This is a genomic window from Epilithonimonas arachidiradicis, assembly GCF_003610695.1.
GTDB classification, from domain to species: Bacteria; Bacteroidota; Bacteroidia; order Flavobacteriales; family Weeksellaceae; genus Epilithonimonas; species Epilithonimonas arachidiradicis.
Genome location: NZ_RAQH01000003.1, coordinates 263,390 through 282,229, shown reverse-complemented (window position 1 = coordinate 282,229; position 18,840 = coordinate 263,390). Strand labels below are relative to the sequence as shown.

Genomic DNA, 18,840 nt, shown 5'->3' with positions numbered 1-18,840 from the left:
TAGTTTTTATTTTGGTAATTCGTTCAGTAATCTCACTTCAATAATTTTTGGAGTCAGAGATTTTTCGCCTGAAATAAATTTTACGGTGAGTGTCTCTTTATTCTTTTCCGATTCGGGAACCGGGATTAACAATGTTTGTGGTGAGCTTCCCATTTTTCCTTCAAAATCTTTGGAAAATGTTTTAATTCCGTTGATTTCAGCATTCAATGTACGATTGTTATTGGCATCGAAATACAAAAGGTAAAGATATTTTGCATTTTTAGCCTTATTTCTCATTTGATAACTGAACCAGCCTTTAGCATCGCGGAAATGACGGTCTTCCATATAGCCATCGTAAGCATCTTTGCTGTCAAAAAAGTGGTCGGATTCCGGCTGTTGCTCGCCTAACTGAATTTTGTCTATGGTGATGTTATCCAGTTTTCGGACAGCTTCTTCTTCCTGGGCTTTTTTCTGCTGAATGATTTCGATTTTATCCTGAGTTGCCTGAGGAAAATAGATGATGTAACGCTCTTCCTGAATCTGATAAAACGGAACAAGTTCTAATCCTTTGTTAAATTTATTATGAGGATAAAGACCGTTAATTCTAAATATTAAATCTTTTTCATTAACAGGCTTTAAATGATCCAAAACTGTTGTCGAAGATCCCAAAATCGTCGGAATATCATTCAACGGAATTTGAGGTCCGTGCGCAATATGTCCGCCACGGCTGTCATCGGCAAACAATCCCTGCTGATTTTCTTTTCCATATTTGGCTGCCAAAACGATGGGTCCGTATCTGAACGCATAATAATCGGAATTATCCGGAAGCTGTTCCGCAGAAAGATGCATCGGCATTTTCATCTCGATGACATCGCCTTTTTTCCATTTTCTGTTGATATTAATATAACCTTCGGAATCGACAGAAATATTGATATTTTTTGAATTGACGGAAACACTTATCTGTGAAGCATTCGTCCATTCCGGAGCTCTTAATTTTAAATTGATTTCGGATTTTGGGGCAAGGTCAAAAATTAATTTTGTGGAAGGTGTCTGTGGAAAATTATTTTCCTGTCTCAGAATCAACTTCTTCTCTGACCATTTTAAAACAGACGGAATAAACAAATTCACATACAAATCATTATCTAAATGTGCATAAATCATTTCGCCATACTTCGCGTGGTTTTCCATTCCTGAACCTACGCAACACCAGAAGCTGGTTTCCGGCTGTGAATAGACCCTGTAATGACCAGGGCGCATCGGTGTAAAATACACAAAACCGCCTTTGTCAGGGTTTTGCGTCGAAAGAATATGATTATACAAGGCTCTTTCGTAATAATCCAGATAAGACGACTTTGGATTGGTGGCGAAAAGTTCTTTGGTCAGTTTCAGCATATTGTAGGTATTACAGGTTTCGGGACCTTCAATGCTTTTAATCATTCCGCTGAAATCGGTTGTTGGATTGAAATGTTCGCTGACACTGTTTCCACCGATAATTGCAGAACGTTTTTGCGTAACATTCGTCCAGAAAAAATCTGCCGCACTGTCCCACTCCTTATTATGTTCCAAATCGGCAATCCTTTTAAAACCAATTACTTTTGGGATTTGTGTATTGGCGTGAATTCCTGTCAGTTTATCTTCGTGAATCAGCAAAGGATTTAAAATGGCCAGATGCGAAAAACGATGCGCAAGCTTGAGATATTTTTCATTTTTGGTAATGTCGTAAACATCGGCAAAAACCTCATTCAGTCCGCCGTGTTCGCTTCTCAGCATCTCCTGAATCTGCTCATCGGAAAGTCCGGAAACTTCATCCGCCATCCAATCAGTAAGCTTGATGAGCATTTTCTTTGCCTTTTCGCTGTCGGCATACCAATAGGCATCACGCAAACCTGAATATATTTTGTGAATATTATATAATGGCACCCAACGGTCATTCAATCCGAAAGCCGATGCGCGGATATTGCCATCCGAGATTTCTGCCCAGATTTTTTTGCCGTTTGGAACGCCGGAAAGATAGCCGTTTCCTGAAAGATTCTGGCAACGCTCCAGCTCATCAATCATATAATCGAGGCGCTGTTTTACTTTGGCATCGCCTGTAGAAGCGTACATCAACGCTAATGCTGAAATATAATGGCCGCCAATGTGACCATCCAATCCTGTGTTTTCCCAGTTGGGATAATTTGTTTTTTTAGGATTAAGTCCTGCTTCTTTCAGATAGGGCGCCAGTAAACGGTCGGCATCCATCGACATAATGTAGTTTTTATCCATCTGCATCGCCTTGCTGAAAACACTTTCCGACAAAGCAACCTTATTCAGAGGAAAATAACTGATTGTTTTGCTCACCTGCCCAAAAGCAAGCGTACCTAAACCTAAAAATACTATCAGCGATTTTTTATTCATTAATAAATGTCTATTCAACATTTCTAAAAATAAAAGAAAGAATCAATATGACAAAGAATTTTGCAGAATAAGCCGATGGAATCAAAAAAAAGTATATTTTAAAGTCTTAGAAAAAAGCTGAAAACAGCAAGGACTTATCATAAAAATTAAGATTATTAAAAATCACGATAATCAGAACCATACGGCTAAATCGCTTGTATAAAAATGAATACAGAATACCGATTGAAGGCATCAGTAATTTATATAAATAACTTATCGTATTTTTAAGACTAAGCCTCAACTATAGTTTTCGGGTAAATTTAAAATGAAAAGAAACTTAATTTTAACATATTTTTAACGTTGAGTTCATCTGTTTTTAATGTTTTTAGTGAATAAAATGTAAGCTTCAGAGCTATTAATTGCTCCCAAAATATTAAGGTAAATGATGAAATCTGGATTTTTTAAAAATAAAAAGTAAAATAAAGTGTATAAAATACATTTATATGGTTTCAACTGTAAAATCAAAGCCTAAAAGCATTAACTTTGCATAAAAATTATAATCGATGACACAAGACTATTCTCATTTTCCACGACATCTGGTAGCTGTTGACTGCATTATTTTCGGGTTCGATGGCGAAAATCTTAAAATCCTTCTGGTACAAAGGAATTTTGAACCGAAAATGGGAGAATGGTCATTAATGGGTGGTTTTATCGGGGACGAGGAAACCTCTGATGAAGCGGCACAGCGTGTCCTGAACACACTTACCGGGCTGGAAAATATCTATCTTGAACAGCTCAATTCCTATACTCAAATCGACCGCGAACCGACGGCGAGAATTATGTCGATATCATATTATGCACTGATCAATATTGAAAAAAATATTCAGATCAATGAAAAATACAGTGCGAAATGGTTTGATCTGCAGGATTTTCCGACTTTAATTTTCGACCATAACGAAATGGTGAAAGATGCGGTTCTGAGACTGAGAAGAAGGGCTTCCACACGACCTATCGGTTTTGAGCTTCTGCCGGAAAAATTCACGATGAAAGATCTGCAGACTTTATACGAAGCTATCTTCAACGAACAGTATGACAAGCGGAATTTCATCAGCAAAATCAATGCGCTGGATATTCTTGTGAAAACGGAAGGAAAAGATATGAGCTCGTCTAAAAAAGGGTCTTTTCTTTACACTTTCGATGAAGAAAAATACAATAAGAAAATTGCGGAAGGGTTTATGTTTAAGATTTAAACTTAAAAACTTCCTGTAAATTTCACTTTGATTCCCAGCTGGAAATTAGCAATGGTTTTGAAGATTTCGATTAAAGTGACACGCTCTATTTTGGTAAGTTTACTGATTTCAATATAATTATCAGGATGCTTTTTATCAATATTGATCTGGTTCGCCTGATTTTTTAGTCGAAGTGCCATCAGATAATAGTAAGACTGATGCATTTCATTGTATTGCTGTTGCGTGAAAACTCCGATTTCCGTCAGCTTTTTCATTCGTTCACCGGTATTCTCTATATCCAACTGATTTTTCAACGCATACACACGAAGCAAATCAACAATTGGCGACATCGCAGTTTTGATATCAAAAACCTCTGATTTCCCGATGGTCTGGGTTTTAATTCTTTTCAGAAAAGTCAAAGGCGGTTCGTACTGTAAAGCATTTTTGGCAATATGAGCAAAAAACAGCTGATTGGGTGAAGCTAATTTTTCCTTGATATAGTTTTTCAGGTCTTTCACAATACTTTCTTCACCATAAATAAAACGGAAATCGAAAAAAGTGGAAAGCTTCATTGCGGTTTCCGGCACCGATTCTTCGATCCATTGGTTGTAATTTCTTTTCCAGTGAGAAAGAGAATGGGTCCATTTGGGATTGCTTGCCATAAAATTTCCTCTGCAGTATTCAAATCCAATCGTATTGAGATCATCCGAAACTTTTTTGGCAAAATCCAGAAAATATTCCCTTACCATTTCGCGGTGTTCATTGGCTTTATCTTCATAGATAATTCCGTTGTCCTGATCTGTGCTTAGAGTCTGTTCTTTCCGACCTTCGCTCCCGGTCACGATAAACGCAAATTTTGCAGGAGGTTTTCCTATCTGCCTGATAACTTTTTCAATCACTTTTCCGGTAATGGTATCGGCAATTGTAGTGATGACCTGGCTGGCAATTTCGCCGTGCACTCCCCTTCCCAACAATTGAGTAATAATATCCGGAACCTGCTTCCATTTTTTCTTAAGTTCTTCTACACTTTCAGCCTGTTTTACCGATTGTATAAAAACAAGCGGACTCTGTCCCTGTTCGCTCAACAGACGGTTTCTGCTCAGAAAGCCTACATACTCGCCATTATCTTTTACGAGAAGATATCTTGATTTGGTTTTAAACATCATCAGAACTGCTTCATAAAGATAGGCGTCGCTGGAAATACTTACAATGGGATTATCCATCACCTCAGAAATTGCAATTCTGGAATCCAGGCAGTGGGCGATAACATTATCTCGCAAGGTAATATCTGTCGCATAGCCGATAATTTCCTCACTTGCTGATTTTTTCACAAAGATGCAGCTTACTTTATGAGTGGCCATCATTTGAGCCGCCTCAAAAACAGGAGTATTTTCTTCGCAGGAAACGATACTTTTATAAGTAATTCCTTTTATTTTTCTTGAGTAAAGCTGGTCAGCCGCAAAATAACTTTCTTCAAACGTTGCAGGGGTTTTCACAAAATGAGAAAATTCCTCATCCAGCATTTTTTTGCCAAAATCTGATGTAAAATAATGGAAAAAGTCTTCGTAGGCGTTACACAACTCGTAGAATTCCTTTTTTGGCAATGTATAAACAACAGTTCCCTTTTTGGCAATCGCCGATTTCAATGCACGTACTCTGTTCAGAACCACAGATATCCCCCCAAAACAATAAGGCGAATGGTGTATCGAAATACATCTTTTGTTTTCCGCTGCATCGAAAAAAAATGTTTCGTATTCTCCGGATTCAATAATGTCTACTCCTCTCATTTCCGTCACTTCCTGGCGATAGACCAAGGTATCTTTGGAAAACTCGGTTCTTGTGAATGTTTCCGAGATTTCTGCAAGAACGGTTTCGGGTAAAAGATGAAAGGGTTCTGTTATTTTTAAAAGTGAAATAATTTTTTCCTGCATTATAGTTATTTCATTCTATGGGTTAAAAACTTTAAACCGGATTCGATTTTCCGATGAATATTCTGAAAGTCGGTCTCTGAAATCTCTCCCCGTTTCCGGATTTCAAAAAAACATTTTGCAGTTATTTCTGCATCGATCATCGCATTGTGGAGATATTCCATTTTTTCATTAAAAAGAAACTCGTAAAGCTGAGGCAGTTTAAAATAATCAGCTTCCGGATTGACAACATACTCTTTACTTTTAAGCATTGTGCAGTAGAAATGACTCTGCAGAAAAGGATTTTCCAGGTTTGCCCTGTAAAAATCGGCGCTCAGTGTGTGAATATCAAACTCTGTAAAATGTCCCGTAATCAAGGGTTGAAATTCTTTTATATCCGTTGAAAGCTTTTCTAAAACCAAAGTTCTTTCCTGTCCGTTTTTACTTAAGAATTCTTTGGTAATACCGTGGATTTTCAATGACTTCGAACTGATTTTCAAATCCTCATTAAAAATATAAAAATTTTCACGTTTAATTTCCTGGGCATTTTCATCATAAATAACCCAGGCCACCTGAACTGCGGAAGGCCAATTATCTTTCTCAGAATAAGGCAGACTCCATCGTTTCGGGATTCCTGTAGTTTCGGTATCGATGAAAAGAAAATAGGTTTTCAAAATACAATCAAAATTATAAAAAATAAAAAAAGGATGCCTCAAAGGACATCCTTTTTATAATACCTTAAATTTACCAAAATCTCACGTAAAGTGCAGTTAGTAAAAGTAATGTTACAACAATTAAAACCAATGTTCTGTTGTCCACTTTGAACATTGATGCATCGATTGCAAATGCTTTCGGGTTCACTTTCGGACCTGCAAGACTTATCCCAACCATCGTCAGAACCGTGAAGAAGAATGACCAGCCCATATTAATCAGGAACGGAATTTCAGTAATGGTGTGAACTACGCCATTTTCCAGTTTTTCATAAGTGAAAGCTGTGTATAACCAGGTTTCTTTTCCGAAAATTTCCACAGCAAAACTGTTGAAGAAAATTGCCAGAACGAATCCTAAAATTACGCCTACCAACGCTGCAGTTCCGGTTGTTCTTTTCCAGAACATTCCCAAAAGGAACATCGCAAAAACACCCGGACTGATAAATCCTGTATATTTCTGAATAAAGGTAAATCCACCTTCACCACCAATTCCCAAAGCATCTGTCCAAGTAAATGCCAAAGCCACAAACATTGCAATGATAATTGCCCATCTTCCGGTTCTTACCATCTGGATTTCCGTTGCATCAGCCTTCAAATATTTTTTATAAATGTCTAATGTGAAAATCGTTGAGATACTGTTTACTTTCCCTGCCAAAGAAGCAACAATTGCCGCCGTCAAAGCCGCTACTGCAAGACCTTTCAGACCAACCGGCAAAAATCCTAATATTGCAGAATATGCTCCGTCTTTCACTCCGTTAAAGCCAGGTAAGTGACCTTTGGTATACAAAACGTAAGCTGCAATTCCCGGAAGCATAACGATAATCGGCATAAATAATTTAAGGAATCCTGCGAATAAAATCCCGGTTCTCGCCGTTTTTAAATCAGCTCCCAGAGCTCTTTGCGTGATGTACTGGTTGCAACCCCAATAATTTAAATTAACAATCCACTGTCCTGCAAAATACATTGCCAATCCCGGTAAAACCACATATTTCTGAACATCCAGATTTTCAGGCATTGCTAAAGTAGTTGTTGTCTTAACAGGTTTTTCAAGCATTAATTTGAAATGTTGCGGTGCTTCATTCATCAAGGTCTGAAAACCTGCAAAAGCATTTCCTACAGCCGCTCCGTTGATTCTCTGGTCGACAATCTGAAGCGCCATATAAACTGTCGCAAAACCACCAATAATCAAAACCGCCACCTGAATTACGTCGGTGTAACCGATTACTTTCATACCGCCAAGACCGATTAATAATGCCATTAGAAGCAATCCAATCATAATGATATGAAGATGACCGCCGCCCAATAAAGTATCGATCGCCAAAGCACCCAAATAAAGAATGGAAGTCAGGTTGACAATCACATATAAAAACAGCCAGAACACCGCCATAATCAGGGAAACCGATTTGTTGTAACGGGTTTCCAGGAATTGCGGCATCGTATAAATTTTGTTTTTAAGATAAATCGGAATGAACCAAATGGCAATAATGATAAGTGCCAATGCTGCAATCCATTCATAAGCTGCCACCGCTACACCCACGAAAAATCCTTCGCCGGACATCCCGATGAACTGTTCCGCTGAAATATTGGAAGCAATTAAACTCGCTCCAATCGCCCACCAAGTGAGTGAACCTTCCGCAAGGAAATAATCTTTACTGCCTGTTGCTGCAGATTTTTTTTTGTTATAAATCCAGATTCCGTAACCGGCTACCACCACAAAATAAATCAGAAATATGATGATATCAATAGTTGCTAAATTTCCCATACTTTATTTTTTAACTGAGAATTTGTAAATTGTTTTCGACTGGTATTTTTGTCCCGGCTTCAACTCCGTAGAAGGGAAAGAAGCCTGGTTTGGAGAATCCGGAAAATGTTGTGTTTCTAAACAAAAGCCTGTTCTGAATTCATTTTTTCCGCCAGTCTTTGTATCAAATTTTCCATCCAAAAAGTTTCCGGAATAGAACTGAACGCCCGGTTCATCGGTCAAAACTTCCATTACTCTTCCTGATTCAGGATGATAAACTTTGGCAATGCTTCTCAATCCGCTTCCGTTCAGAATCCAGTTGTGGTCGTAACCTTTTCCTTTTTTCAGTTGGTCGTCATCTGCATTGATATCTTTTCCAATTGCTTTTGAAGCTGTGAAATCGAATACACTTCCCTTCACCGCTTTTTGCTCACCTGTAGGAATTAGAGTTTCATTAACTGGTGTAAATTTATCCGCATTAATCTGCAATTCGTGGTCAAGAATTGTTTTTGAAAAATTCCCTGAGAGATTGAAATACGAATGTTGAGTTAAATTAACAACAGTCGGTTTATCGGTTTCCGCTTCGTAAGAAATTTCAAGTGCGTTGTCGTCCGTCAAAGTATACAAAACGGTTGTCGTTAATTTTCCCGGATAACCTTCTTCACCGTCTGCGCTGGTGTAAGTCAGTTTCAAAGTCGGGAATTTTGCATCTTTTACAGGTTCAATATTCCAGAATTTGGTATGGAATCCTTCTTTTCCTCCGTGAAGACTGTTTGGCCCGTCGTTTTTATCAATGTCATAGGTTTTACTTTCCAAAGTAAATTTGGCATTGGCAATTCTGTTTCCGTAACGGCCAATCAATGCTCCGAAATAATATGGATTTCCGTTGAAATAATCTTCAGGCTTTGTAAATCCTAAAACGACATCTTCGTACTTTCCGTTCTTGTCGGGAGCGGTAAGTGAAGTGATAATTCCGCCGAAGTTAATGACTTCCAGTTTCATCCCGTTTTTGTTGGTCAAAGTATATTTTTTGATGGAATCACCTTTTGAAGTGACTCCGTAATCTGAAACCTGTATGTTTTCCATTGTTTCCGGTTGAGTTTTTGATTGATTTTCTTTTTTATTGCACCCGAAAATACATAAAACAGCAAAAAGAATTATCAGGTTGATACTTGTTTTTCTCATTTTTTAGAAGTTTTGCAAGTTTAACGATAATATATTTCATTCCAGCGAAGCGTGTTCTTAAAATCACGAATTTTTGTATCTTCATCAATAACAAGCGATTCGATACCTGCAATCTCCGCAAAATCTTCCAATTGTTCAACGCTGATGTTCTCACTATAACACGTGTGATGCGCACCACCTGCCAAAATCCAGGCTTCAGCTGCAGTGTACAAGTCAGGAAGTGGTTTCCAAAGAACTCTCGCAACAGGAAGTTTTGGCAATTCTTCGGTGATTTCCAATGCTTTTGTTTTATTGATTAACAGTCTGAAATGATTTCCGAAATCCATTAAGGCTGCATTTAAAGAATCGATATTTCCTCTCGAATTAAACACCAGACGAACCGGGTCAGCTTTTCCGCCAATTCCTAACGGATGAATTTCACAAGAAGGCTTGTCAACCGCTAAAACAGGATCAACTTCCAACATATGTGAACCTAAAATCGAAGGATTGGAAGGATTTAAATGATATGTATAATCTTCCATAAAGGCGTTTCCGCCATCCAAACCTTGTCCCATTGTTTTCATTGCACGAACCAAAGCGGCAGTTTTCCAATCGCCTTCTCCGGCAAATCCGTAACCCTTTTCCATTAATCTTTGAACAGCAATTCCGGGCAATTGTTCCAAACCGTGAAGATCTTCGAATGTATCGGAAAAACCTTTGAAATTTCCATCTTTTAGGAATTTTTCCAAACCTAATTCAATTCTTGCGGCAACTTCCAGAGATTTTCTGTTTGAACCTCCGGAAAGAAGGGATTCTGCCATTTTGTATGAAGCTTCATATTCTTCAATTAAGGTTTTGATTTCGCCATCACCAATCGAGTTGACAACGCTTACCAAATCCCCGATTCCCCAAGTGTTGACGGAAAATCCAAATTTAGTTTCCGCTTCTACTTTATCTCCGTCGGTAACGGCTACAAATCTCATATTATCACCAAAACGGGCGAACTTCGCACCTTGCCAATCATCCCAACCTGCGGCAACTCTACTCCATTCTCCAATTTGTTTCTGAACTCTTTCTTCCGCCCAATGTCCTACAACGACTTTTCTGTTTTTGCGCAGACGGCTTACCATAAAACCGAATTCCCTGTCGCCGTGCGCAGCCTGATTCAGGTTCATAAAGTCCATATCCATCGTAGACCAAGGAATATCCTGGTTGAATTGCGTATGAAGATGCAACATTGGTTTTTGTAATGCGGTCAGTCCACGAATCCACATTTTTGCGGGTGAAAACGTGTGCATCCAGGTTACGATTCCGATACAATCTTTTGCGAAGTTGGCAGCTGTAAGTGTTTCAAAGATTTCTTCTGTGGTTTTTACGGTTGGCTTCAAAATAACTTTTACAGGAATCTGCGACGAAGCATTGAACGCTTCCACGATTTTCGCTGAATGTTCTGCAACTTGCGCTAATGTTTCAGGGCCATATAAATGCTGGCTTCCGGTGATGAACCAGATTTCTTTCGTATTGAGAGGTGTTAACATATTTTTTAGTTGATTGTTTTTGGTTGATAGTTGATAGTTTAATATTGTGTTTGTCATTCCGAGGAACGAGGAATCTTTGTTTATAATAAAGATTTTTCACTACATTACATTTCGTTCAGAATGACAGACTTTATTTAATTCTATTATTGTCCGTAATAGGCATTTTTGCCGTGTTTGCGTTCGTAATGTTTTTTGATTAATGAATCTTTTAAACGAGGCGCATTCGGGTTGATTTGCCTTGTGAGATAAGCCATCTCGGCGATGGTTTCGAGTACTTTGCTGTTGTAAACGGCTTTCTCTGCATTTTTTCCCCAGGTGAACGGTCCGTGATTTCCGATGAGCACCATTTCTACTTTCTCGTAAGACAAATCTTTTTCGTTGAAACAGTCGAGAATCTGGATTCCGGTGTTGTATTCGTAGTTTCCTTCGATTAAATCATCACGCATTGGTGGTGCGCAAGGAATATCTGACGTTAAATGGTCTGCGTGCGTCGTGCCAAAAATTGGAATATCCAGTTGCGCCTGTGCCCAAGCTACGGAATAGATAGCGTGTGTATGGGAGATTCCACCGATGTTTTCCCAATTTTTATAGAGATAAGCGTGGGTTTTGGTATCGGAAGACGGTCTTAAATTTCCTTCAACGACATTGGCATCATAATCTAAAATCACAATGTCTTCCGGTTTCAGTATTTCGTAAGGAACGCCGCTCGGTTTGATGGCAAAGATTCCTTTGTCACGGTCAACGGCACTTACGTTACCGAATGTGTAAACAACCAGCTTCAATGCATCGAGTTGCATATTGGCTTCGTAACATTCTCGTTTTAATTCTTTATAGATGCTCATTTTATTTAATTTTTTTTACCGCAAAGTGCGCAAAGTTTTTTTTGACTACTAACTGTTTTTAAGTTCGCAAAGGCGTTTCACTCAGCAAAGACTAAGAGTTTTCCTAATAGTCTTGTATGGCATTACCTTTTTCAATTACGTCGGGCTTTAGCCAAAACCTATTATAAATTTTGGCTAAAGCCGAATTTGTTTTCGGTTTTTGTAGACGGGCTAAGGTCCACCTCTATTGAATAATCGTATTCAAACTTTAAACGCCGAATTGCACGCAGCCCGGCTTGAGCGGAAATCCTTTTTTTGCGTTGGAAAAAGCCCTGGCAAAAAAAAGATTGGGAGCGGAAGACGGATAAAGCTGCCATAATTATTTTGGTTGTTAGTTTTTGGTTGATGGTTGTTGGTTTTTCACTTAATGTAAATATTTAACAGGTCGCCTCTACGAGGCTCTCTTTGTGATGACAATATTTACATATTTGCTATTAACAGGGCGCTCCTACGGAGCTTTTCTGCTTTAACCTCTATCAACTATAGACTGTCAGCTGTCAACTTTTTCTTTGATTTGATATTGTTTTCTGTGAAATCTGCGAGAATCTGATACTGTTTCATAAATTCTGTATATTTTTCTACTTTTTCCACTTGTGGGAAATATTCTGCTTCGAAATCGGAACCCATTTTTTGGCTGGCTTCCTGAACAGTCGGGTAAATTCCTGCGGCAACGGCCGCATAAATGGCTGCGCCCAAAGCCGGAGCCTGGTCTGAAGCTGCAACAACAATCGGCATATTAAGAATGTTGGCCAACGTCTGCATAATGAAAGGTGATTTTCTGGCAACGCCTCCGATTCCTATCACTTTTTCGATTTTTATGCCTTCTTCTTCGAAACGGTCGACGATTTTTTTGGCTCCAAAGCAAATAGCATTCACCAACGCTTTGAAAATATGCGGTGCTTTTGTTCCCAATGAAAGGTTGCTGATCGCCATTTTCAGTTCCTGATTGGCATCTGGTGTTCTTCGTCCGTTAATCCAATCCAATGCAACCGGAACAACCTCCGAAAGTGGAATTTTTTCCGCTTCCAAAGTGAGATTGCGAATAATATTGTTCTCTATTTCTTCTTTCAGCAACTGTTTTTGATTTTCATCAATCACGTTGGAATTCATCAAAATATGGTGTGTCGGCCAAGTCAGAATATCTTTGTACCACGCCAAAACATCACCAAATGCGGATTGCCCCGCTTCCAATCCCATCAACCCAGGAATTACAGAACCATCGACCTGCCCGCAGATTCCTTTAACTGTTTTGTCGCCGATGATTTCGTTGGGAGCCACCATAATATCGCAGGTTGACGTTCCCATAATTCTGATTAGTGTATTCTTCTCTACTTTTGCTCCCACCGCTCCTGAATGAGCGTCGAAAGTTCCGACAGCAATTACCGTATTCGTTGTTAAGCCCAATTTTGTTGCCCATTCTTCGTTCAGATTTCCGGCAACTTCATCGGACGTGTAGGTTTTATCGTACAGCCTGTCACGAAGTTCTGCCAGTGAAGAATCCAGCTGACCGAGAAATTCTTTGGAAGGAAGTCCATCCCACGATTCGTGCCACATTGCTTTGTGACCCGCTGCACAACGGCTTCTTTTAAATGTCGCTAAACTCTGGTTGTCGGAAAGTAAAAATGTGAGGTAATCGCAATGTTCCATCCAGCTGTATGCGGCATTTTTAACGGCTTCATCTTCTCTGTTGATGTGAAGAATTTTTGCCCAAAACCATTCGGAAGAATAGATTCCGCCTTCAAATTTTGTATAATCTTCACCACCCCAGTTTCTTGCCAGATGATTGATTTCTTCGGCTTCATCAATGGAAGTATGGTCTTTCCACAACACCATCATTGCATTCGGATTTTCTGAAAATTCAGGCAAAAGTGACAAGGCAATTCCATCCTTATTCACGGGAAGCGGTGACGAACCCGTCGTATCTATACAAATACTGGCGATATTTTCGGGCGCAACGCCACTTTCTTTGACAACGGTTGAAATGGTTTTTTCCAAGCCTTCGATATGGTCGAGCGGATGCTGACGAAATTGGTTTTCTTCCGGTTTGCAGAATTTTCCTTCTTTCCATCTTTTATAGTAGCTTACGGAAGTTGCCAGTTCTGCCCCGTTTTCCGTATCAATCAAAACGGCCCGAACAGAGTCTGTTCCGTAGTCTAAGCCGATAACGTATTTTTTCATTAACGAAAGTGATTTATTTTGATTATTGTTTTTAGCTCTTTTTAAAATAATTGATGCAATGGATTACATTCTACAAAGATTTTTCATTAAGTTTTCATTTACCTTAAAGAATTCTCCGTTTTTCTGTTTAAGAGCTAAAAACAAATATAAGATTCTATTTTAAATAAATGTAATATTTACACTTAATTTTAATTTTTCCTTTATTTATGGTATTTTAAAGCTATTTTATTTTCAAAATAACTAAAGAATTTGCCGGAATTTCAACAGAAATTTTCCCTTTTTTAATAGCCTGTGTTTCTTCTTTTGGTGTAATGGTTTCTGATTGGAAATTATTTTCATCGGAAAGTCCTGCAGAAGTCAGTACAATTTTGGTGAATTGACTGCCCATTTTACTATTTTTTGGGTTGATTTCAACTGAGGTTCCCTCAGAATTAGCATTAACAATTTTAATAATGGTTTCTTCCTTTTTAAGGTCACGAACTGCCGATGCATAGAGATTATTCTCACCTTTCAACGGTTTTCCGTTTTCGGAGATTTTAATTAAATCCGTTCCTTTGTTGTTGGAGAATAATTTCTGAACATAATAATTCGGAGTGGCATAAGATTTTAAATTATTGAACCAAATCAAATCCGGCGTCCATTGCCAACCGTCTGCGTGGGCGAAAAGCGGAGCGTAGGAAGTCATCGTCACTACATCTGCATTGCGCTCTAATCCGGTCATAAAAGCGGCTTCCGAAAGTGCGGTAAGCCAATTGTTTTTATTGTCAGGTTTTACAACGCCAACCGATTGTGCGGCATATTCTCCGGCAAAAACTTTTGGTCCGAAACGGTCGTATTTATCATATCTGTCAGCATTTTTTAAGAACCATTCAGGGGAATTGTAGTAATGTTCATCCACAAGCTGAGCGTTGAGTTTTTTAAGTTCTTTCCAGCCGTAATCGAAAAATTCGCCATCGGGAGACGGTCCGCTTCCGGAAATGATTTTGATATCGGGATATTTGGCGTGAATCGCTTTTTCAAAAACTTTGTAACGTTCGATATAATCCGCTCCCCATTGTTCATTTCCAACGCCTATGAATTTCATATTAAAGGTTTTCGGATGTCCCATTTCTGTACGAATTTTTCCCCATTTCGTGTTGGAATCGCCGTTTGCAAATTCAATCAAATCCAAAGCATCCTGAACGTAAGGATCCAAATCCTCCATTTTTACAAGTTCGGCTGTATTGAACTGGCAAGCCATTCCGCAGCTGAGAATCGGAAGTGGTTCTGCGCCTAAATCTTCCGCCAATTGGAAATATTCAAAAAAGCCAAGTCCGAAAGACTGCCAATAATCGGGAGTAAGACGGTGGGCAAATCCATTGTTCCATTTATTAATCAAATTTTCGCGGTCTTCTACTTTACCAATCGTTTTTTTCCATTGATAACGTTCCGCCAAGGTTCTTCCTTCGACAATACAACCGCCCGGAAAACGTAAAAATCCCGGCTGTAAATCGTATAATTTCTGCACTAAATCTTTTCTCAAACCTCCTTTTCTGCCTTTCCAGGTGTCTTGAGGAAACAGTGAAATCATATCCATATTCACAACGCCTTTTCCGGTAAAAGTGATTTGAAGCTTTGCTTTTTCAACGGTTTTAGAAGGTACAAAAACAGCATTGTATTTTTGCCAGCCTCCGCCTTTGATGATTGTAGAAACAGAGGAAATCACTGTTCCGTTTTCATCAATCAGGCTTGTATTGATGGCAGAAATATTGCCTGACACATTTTCCAGATTGAAGCTTAAATCATATTTCTCTCCTTGATGCAGACCGATTCCTCGGAAACCTTCGTTTTCCAACGAATAGTTTTTATCATTCCAAACCGTAATTCTTGCGTAGTTTTTATTGGTTTTGGATTTGTCGGTTATAATTGTTAAAAAACCGGAATCTAAATTGGGAGACAATGTTTTTGTGTTGGGTTGTTTCCAGCCGGTTAAAGGTTCATCAAACTCAAAACTGCGGTTTTTAATTAATTCAGCATATAATCCGCCGTCTGCCGCAAAGTTGATGTCTTCGAAGAAAATCCCGTACATTGTTGGCTGGATTTTGATGTTGGTAGAAGTTCCGTCTAAATCGAGGAGATGGGTTTTGATATTTCCTTTTTGTGCCGAAAAGATAGCTACGCTTAAAGAAAATGCGGTTGCGAATATTTTGGATTTTTTCATTAATTAATTTTAGTTAGATAAAAACATTTATACTCTCGCAGATTTTTTTGATTTTGCAGATTATACTGTTTAATCAATTTTTAAAGATTTTAATTAAATTTCAGAAATTATTTAACCTGTAATTGAAGATTCTTCAATCCGGATTCATCGGAAGTTCCCCCGTAGAAAATCGTGTAATCTCCTGCTTTCGGAGCCAAATCATCTACTTTTTCATCATAAAATGTAAATGAATCTTTAGAAATCGTTAATTGAATATTTTTTGTTTCCTTAGATTTAATTAAAACCCTTTCAAAAGCTCTCAAAGTCTTTACTGGTGCCGAAGAATCATTATTTCTTTTTACATATACCTGAATCACTTCCTCACCGTCTCTTTCCGAATTATTGGTAACTGGAACTGTAATCGTCAGATTTTCATTAGAATTAATGGTGCTTTTGGCCAGCTTAGCATTTCCGTAAACAAATTTTGAATAACTCAACCCGTGACCGAAAGCGTATAATGGCTTTTCCGTCATATAACGGTAGGTTCTTCCGACCATATCGTAGTTTTCAAAATCCTGATGTTTGCTGGTTTTAGACAAATTATTGTCAAGCTGTTCCAGATTTTTATAGAAGGTAATCGGTAATCTTCCGGACGGATTGTAATCTCCCGCCAAAACGTCTGCAACGGCAGTTCCGCCGGATTGTCCGCCATACCAAGCGCTAATCAAAGCATCATAATTTTTTTCATCCTGCGCTAAACCCAATGAACTTCCCGTACAAAGGACAAAAACGACAGGTTTCCCTGTTTTTCTTAGTTCAGCCAGCAATTCACGCTGAACTTTCGGAAGGTCGATAGACGTTTTATCGCCACCTTTGAAACCTTCTGCATTCACCATCATTTCTTCGCCTTCCAGACTTGGAGAAAGTCCGCCTGCGAAGACAATAACGTCCGCATCTCTCACTTTTTCCTTTACGGCAGCAAAATTAACAGGATCTTTTCTGTACACGTCAAAAGTGATGCTTACATATTTCCCTTTTTGGGTGTGACGTAATTCTATGTTATACTCTTTCCCTTTTTCCATTTTCACAGGAAATTCTGAAGGATGTCTTGCATCGGGACCTTTTCTGGTGGCGATTTCTTTTCCGTCAACAAAAAGCGTGTAAACATCTGATGTTGATGGTGAAAGAATCACATCGCCGGAGTAATTGCTTTTGAAAACGCCGGAAATAATAGCCGATGTATTTTCTCTTCCGACATTCGGGGCAAGCTGAGTTCCGCCAAAACTGTTGTAATTGATTCCTGTTTTATTGACAGAAACATTGGCGGGAGTTTCCTTAAATTCATTATTGTTGAAAAATGCTACTTTCATTCCTTTTTCGCCGTTTTTCTGGCTTAAAAAGTCTTGGTAAAGCGAAGTTCTGGAAGATGGATCGGCAACTTCAGTTCCTTTTTCATAAATAATTTCTGCGTTTGGAAATTTGGTTTTGATTCCGTCCAAAATCGTTACGATGGAAGAAGGTGTTCCGTTATAATTTCCCAGCTGCATCAGTCCGTCATCAGCATTCGGACCGACAACGGCAATTTTTTTGATGTTTTTATTTAAAGGCAAAATATTATTCTCATTTTTCATCAGAACAATAGATTTCTGAGCCATTTTTAAAGCCTGTTTTTTATGCTCTTCAGAATCCACAACAGAATATGGAATGAAGTTCCAGTGAACGGAAGATTTCGGATCCAGCATTCCCAATTCAAACCAGCCTTTCAGAATTCTTCGCATCGAAATATCGAGGTCTTTCTCCGTGATTAAACCGCTTGCGAGAGATTTGTTTAAATTATTATATGTATCGCCACACTCCAGATCTGTAGAATGTTTCAAAGCATCTGCGGCGGTACTTTTTTCGTCAGGATGTGTTCCGTGGTATTGTTTCTGATAGAAGTCTGCCAAAGCCCAGCAATCAGAAACAACCATTCCGTCGTAGTTCCATTTTCCGCGAAGAATTTCTGTCAATAAAGTATTGTTAGCACAGCAAGGCTGACCGTCAAAGGCATTGTAAGCGCACATCACTTCCCTTACATTTCCTTCCAGAACCAATGCTTTGAAAGCCGGAAGATAAGTTTCGTACAAATCTCTTTTGGAAACTTCGGCGTTGTAAGAATGTCGGTTCCATTCCGGGCCGCTGTGAACGGCGAAATGTTTGGCGCAAGCGTGAGTTTTGAAATATTTAGGGTCGTTTCCCTGCAAACCTTTTACCGCAGCAACGCCTAAAACTGATGTCAAATACGGGTCTTCACCATAAGTTTCCTGACCTCTTCCCCATCTCGGGTCGCGGAAAATATTGATATTCGGTGTCCAGAAGGTAAGACCTTCGTAACGCCCGGTTTTTTGGGATTCATCAAAAGATCTATTGTATTTTGCTCTGGCTTCATCGGAAATCATTTCAAAAGTTTTGAGATGTTCCGGAACGTCCCAAGTCGCTGCCATTCCGATTGCCTGCGGAAAAACCGTTGCTGTTCCCGCTCTTGCGACGCCGTGAAGCGCCTCGTTCCACCAGCCGTAACCGGGAATATCCAACCTCGGAACTGCTTTCGAATTATCCATCATCATTCCGATTTTTTCATCAACCGTTAATAATCCGAGAAGGTTTTCAATTCTCTGCTCCACCGGAAGTTTGGGGTTTTGGAAGGGATATTTGAAATTCTGTGCGGAAGAGATTGCGCAGATTAAGACCGATAAGGAAAACAGGATTCTTTTCATTATAATTGATTTAAAATATCAGATTGATTTCAAAGACTGACATTCGATATTGATTATTAACAAATATAAGATTCTATTTCTAATAAATGTATAAATAACACTTAATTTAAAATAATAATATTTACAGCTTGGTTACTAACCAATTTTTTTTATATTCGAATAATAGGATTTTTGCTCATATTAATTAAAAAAAGTCACCAGA

Annotated in this window: 12 protein-coding genes; 1 reads left to right on the top strand and 11 read right to left on the bottom strand. The window is 38.8% G+C overall.

The window, feature by feature from the left end; translation table 11 throughout:
- Nucleotides 1-6 precede the first annotated feature (6 nt).
- Nucleotides 7-2,376, bottom strand: coding sequence for a glycoside hydrolase family 127 protein (locus BXY58_RS07125; protein ID WP_120213135.1), 2,370 nt, complete (start codon nt 2,374-2,376; stop codon nt 7-9).
- Between the two features lie 542 nt (nt 2,377-2,918).
- Here BXY58_RS07125 and BXY58_RS07120 point away from each other — a divergent pair.
- The gene (locus BXY58_RS07120; protein ID WP_074235334.1) at nt 2,919-3,605 is read left to right on the top strand and encodes an NUDIX hydrolase; all 687 of its coding nucleotides are present in this window, start codon (nt 2,919-2,921) and stop codon (nt 3,603-3,605) included.
- Between the two features lie 2 nt (nt 3,606-3,607).
- Here the strand turns inward: BXY58_RS07120 and BXY58_RS07115 are convergent, their stop codons facing one another.
- From BXY58_RS07115 to BXY58_RS07075, 10 genes are all read right to left on the bottom strand, one after another.
- Nucleotides 3,608-5,515: a DUF294 nucleotidyltransferase-like domain-containing protein gene (locus BXY58_RS07115; protein ID WP_120213133.1), complete on the bottom strand. Its 1,908-nt coding sequence runs from the start codon at nt 5,513-5,515 to the stop codon at nt 3,608-3,610.
- A gap of 5 nt (nt 5,516-5,520) precedes the next feature.
- Nucleotides 5,521-6,165 (bottom strand): 3'-5' exonuclease, encoded by a 645-nt coding sequence (locus BXY58_RS07110; protein ID WP_120213131.1) that lies wholly within the window; start codon nt 6,163-6,165, stop codon nt 5,521-5,523.
- 70 nt (nt 6,166-6,235) lie between these two features.
- Complete coding sequence (locus BXY58_RS07105) at nt 6,236-7,963, bottom strand: sodium:solute symporter family transporter (RefSeq protein ID WP_120213129.1); 1,728 nt, start codon at nt 7,961-7,963, stop codon at nt 6,236-6,238.
- Between the two features lie 3 nt (nt 7,964-7,966).
- Nucleotides 7,967-9,127 carry an aldose epimerase family protein gene (locus BXY58_RS07100; protein WP_120213128.1) on the bottom strand — a complete coding sequence of 387 codons (1,161 nt, stop codon included), beginning with the start codon at nt 9,125-9,127 and terminating at the stop codon, nt 7,967-7,969.
- Between the two features lie 20 nt (nt 9,128-9,147).
- A complete protein-coding gene (gene araA / locus BXY58_RS07095; protein ID WP_120213268.1) occupies nt 9,148-10,644 on the bottom strand; it encodes an L-arabinose isomerase in 1,497 nt (498 codons plus the stop codon).
- Nucleotides 10,645-10,787: 143 nt separating this feature from the next.
- Complete coding sequence (locus tag BXY58_RS07090; RefSeq protein WP_120213127.1) at nt 10,788-11,486, bottom strand: L-ribulose-5-phosphate 4-epimerase; 699 nt, start codon at nt 11,484-11,486, stop codon at nt 10,788-10,790.
- Nucleotides 11,487-11,647: 161 nt separating this feature from the next.
- Nucleotides 11,648-11,842: a hypothetical protein gene (locus BXY58_RS16905; RefSeq protein ID WP_170144206.1), complete on the bottom strand. Its 195-nt coding sequence runs from the start codon at nt 11,840-11,842 to the stop codon at nt 11,648-11,650.
- A 163-nt stretch (nt 11,843-12,005) separates the two neighbouring features.
- On the bottom strand, nt 12,006-13,703 hold the full coding sequence (locus tag BXY58_RS07085) for a ribulokinase (protein ID WP_120213125.1): 1,698 nt from the start codon (nt 13,701-13,703) through the stop codon (nt 12,006-12,008).
- Nucleotides 13,704-13,923: 220 nt separating this feature from the next.
- Nucleotides 13,924-15,903 (bottom strand): alpha-L-arabinofuranosidase C-terminal domain-containing protein, encoded by a 1,980-nt coding sequence (locus BXY58_RS07080; RefSeq protein ID WP_120213123.1) that lies wholly within the window; start codon nt 15,901-15,903, stop codon nt 13,924-13,926.
- 107 nt (nt 15,904-16,010) lie between these two features.
- On the bottom strand, nt 16,011-18,638 hold the full coding sequence (locus tag BXY58_RS07075) for a beta-glucosidase (protein ID WP_120213122.1): 2,628 nt from the start codon (nt 18,636-18,638) through the stop codon (nt 16,011-16,013).
- Between the last annotated feature and the right edge of the window lie 202 nt (nt 18,639-18,840).

Excerpts from the sequence above, each read along its gene's own strand:
- BXY58_RS07100 (WP_120213128.1), bottom strand. The coding sequence starts at position 9,127 with ATGAGAAAAACAAGTATCAACCTGATAATTCTTTTTGCTGTTTTATGT.
- BXY58_RS07075 (WP_120213122.1), bottom strand. The coding sequence starts at position 18,638 with ATGAAAAGAATCCTGTTTTCCTTATCGGTCTTAATCTGCGCAATCTCT.
- BXY58_RS07090 (WP_120213127.1), bottom strand. The coding sequence starts at position 11,486 with ATGAGCATCTATAAAGAATTAAAACGAGAATGTTACGAAGCCAATATG.
- BXY58_RS07080 (WP_120213123.1), bottom strand. The coding sequence starts at position 15,903 with ATGAAAAAATCCAAAATATTCGCAACCGCATTTTCTTTAAGCGTAGCT.
- BXY58_RS07120 (WP_074235334.1), top strand. The coding sequence starts at position 2,919 with ATGACACAAGACTATTCTCATTTTCCACGACATCTGGTAGCTGTTGAC.
- BXY58_RS16905 (WP_170144206.1), bottom strand. The coding sequence starts at position 11,842 with ATGGCAGCTTTATCCGTCTTCCGCTCCCAATCTTTTTTTTGCCAGGGC.
- BXY58_RS07115 (WP_120213133.1), bottom strand. The coding sequence starts at position 5,515 with ATGCAGGAAAAAATTATTTCACTTTTAAAAATAACAGAACCCTTTCAT.
- BXY58_RS07085 (WP_120213125.1), bottom strand. The coding sequence starts at position 13,703 with ATGAAAAAATACGTTATCGGCTTAGACTACGGAACAGACTCTGTTCGG.
- BXY58_RS07125 (WP_120213135.1), bottom strand. The coding sequence starts at position 2,376 with ATGAATAAAAAATCGCTGATAGTATTTTTAGGTTTAGGTACGCTTGCT.
- BXY58_RS07105 (WP_120213129.1), bottom strand. The coding sequence starts at position 7,963 with ATGGGAAATTTAGCAACTATTGATATCATCATATTTCTGATTTATTTT.
- araA (WP_120213268.1), bottom strand. The coding sequence starts at position 10,644 with ATGTTAACACCTCTCAATACGAAAGAAATCTGGTTCATCACCGGAAGC.